Origin of the sequence: Bartonella sp. TT110JLCBS (assembly GCF_042193405.1) — a bacterium.
GTDB lineage: Bacteria > Pseudomonadota > Alphaproteobacteria > Rhizobiales > Rhizobiaceae > Bartonella.
Map to the genome: position 1 here is coordinate 1 of NZ_JBHILT010000081.1, position 1885 is coordinate 1885.

A 1885-nucleotide genomic window follows, 5' to 3' on the forward strand; every position below is an offset into this window, starting at 1 on the left:
TGACAGAAATAGACGCACCCGTAGAGCTCATAAAAGAACCACAAGAGAAAGATAATCAAATCTAGGCGATAAGGCTTTCTAGTGGAATATTGAACTGTTGGTGCAAGTTTTTAATCATGCGCAGTGTTAATTTTCTTTTACCACTCAATATCTCGTAAACGCGATTTAAATGACCAATCGCAGGAACAAGATCTTTAGCACTTAAGTTCATTTGTTCCATTCTAAATTTAATAGCCTCAATAGGATGAGGAGGAGAAACAGGGTAGTGTTCTGCTTCATACGCTTCAATCAACAACACAAGAACCTCCATTTGATCAAATTCTGGAGTATTCTCTTTAGGTTGATTGTCAAACATCGCAGACACAATCTCTAAAGCTTCTTGATACTCTCTCTCTGTACGAATTGGTTTGATATTCATTTCTTAAATTCCTTTAGTTCTACAGTATTAGCATCAATTGCATCATACTGTTTGTGTGTCCCTATAAATTTTATATAAAGCCAACCTGCTGGATAAAAGATTGAAACAACTAAACGATAATCATTGCCTCTAATATTAAAAACAACACGATTATTCTTTAATATGCTTGCATTTTTATACTTCTCTTTAATGTCATGAGGAGAACGCCACTGCGCATTTTTAGCTTCATCTACCCATGCTTTTAACGGTTGTTCAGCATCAGGATATCGAGCCCAAAAAGTTTGAAGTGTGGAGATTTTAACAATTTTCATAAGTTTATCCTGATTTTTATCAATCTTAGTACCATTTTGGGACCAAGTCAAGATATTTATAAAAAGAAAGTGCTTGTTGAAAACAAACCTTTCTCAAGAGCGGCTTTTTACCTCTCATTTTTCCCATTCATTTCATTAGCCAATATTTCAAAGGAGCATAAAGTATGGCAACAGGTTTTCTACACGGTGTTGAAGTTGTCGAGGTTGACGACGGCACCCGCCCCCTTCGCGCAGTTCAATCGGCAGTTATCGGGATTGTTGGCACAGCACCCGATGCAGATGAACAAGCATTCCCTCTCAACACACCGGTTTTGGTAGCAGGCTCTCTTTCACAAGCCGCAAAACTCGATAAAACGGGGAAGCGTCAAGGGACCTTACCCAATGCCCTTGATCTTATTTTCAAGCAAGTAGGAGCAATTGTCGTTGTCGTACGCGTGAACGAGGGTGACAACGAAAATGCAACACTCACCAATATTCTGGGTGGTGTAAACGCAAATGGCGCTTATGAAGGTGTTCATGCTTTCATTGGAGCACAATCCATTGTAGGACAAACACCACGCATTCTCATCGCTCCAGGCTTTACACATCAACGCCCTTCCAGTGTGAATATTGAAGAGAATGGAACTGATGCAACTGCCAACCCCGTCGCAGCAGAACTGATTGGCATTGCAGAGCGTCTGCGTGCTATTGTGGTGCTTGATGCACCCAACACAACAGATGAAGCCGCTCTTAGCACAGCAAAGGATTTTGATTCAAAACGCGCTATTATCGTTGACCCTTTTGTAAAGGTGAATCGTGATGGAAAAATCATAGAACAGCCAGCAAGTGCAGCGGTTGCTGGTGTCATTGCCAAAACAGATTTTACCCATGGTTTTTGGCATTCTCCTTCCAATAAAGTGATCAATGGCATTGTGGGAACTGCGCGCCCCATTGATTTTTCCATTGGGGACAGATCCAGCCGTGCCAACCTTCTTAATGAACAAAACATCACAACAATCATCCGCGAAAATGGTTATCGCCTCTGGGGTAATCGCACCCTTTCAAGTGATACAAAATTTGCTTTCTTATCCGTAGTACGCACCGCAGATATGATCAATGATGCCATTTTGCGCGGACATCTATGGGCTGTCGACCGCAATATCAAAAAAACCTACAT

Annotated in this window: 3 protein-coding genes; 1 reads left to right on the plus strand and 2 read right to left on the minus strand. The window is 41.3% G+C overall.

Going from position 1 to position 1885, the window contains the following annotated elements; genetic code table 11:
* Window positions 1–61: 61 nt before the first annotated feature.
* Both ACFILW_RS09540 and ACFILW_RS09545 read right to left on the minus strand, forming a co-directional pair.
* Window positions 62–418, minus strand: coding sequence for a type II toxin-antitoxin system HigA family antitoxin (locus ACFILW_RS09540; protein WP_375624310.1), 357 nt, complete (start codon window positions 416–418; stop codon window positions 62–64).
* Window positions 415–729 carry a type II toxin-antitoxin system HigB family toxin gene (locus ACFILW_RS09545; RefSeq protein WP_317993618.1) on the minus strand — a complete coding sequence of 105 codons (315 nt, stop codon included), beginning with the start codon at window positions 727–729 and terminating at the stop codon, window positions 415–417. Before ACFILW_RS09545 ends, ACFILW_RS09540 begins: the two co-directional genes overlap by 4 nt.
* Window positions 730–893: 164 nt before the next feature.
* Here ACFILW_RS09545 and ACFILW_RS09550 point away from each other — a divergent pair.
* Window positions 894–1885 (plus strand): phage tail sheath subtilisin-like domain-containing protein (locus ACFILW_RS09550; protein WP_375685694.1); only part of this gene is annotated, 992 nt, incomplete at its 3' end.

What these genes read in the sequence shown, in the direction of transcription:
- ACFILW_RS09540 (WP_375624310.1), bottom strand. Translation starts at nt 418, where the DNA reads ATGAATATCAAACCAATTCGTACAGAGAGAGAGTATCAAGAAGCTTTA.
- ACFILW_RS09545 (WP_317993618.1), bottom strand. Translation starts at nt 729, where the DNA reads ATGAAAATTGTTAAAATCTCCACACTTCAAACTTTTTGGGCTCGATAT.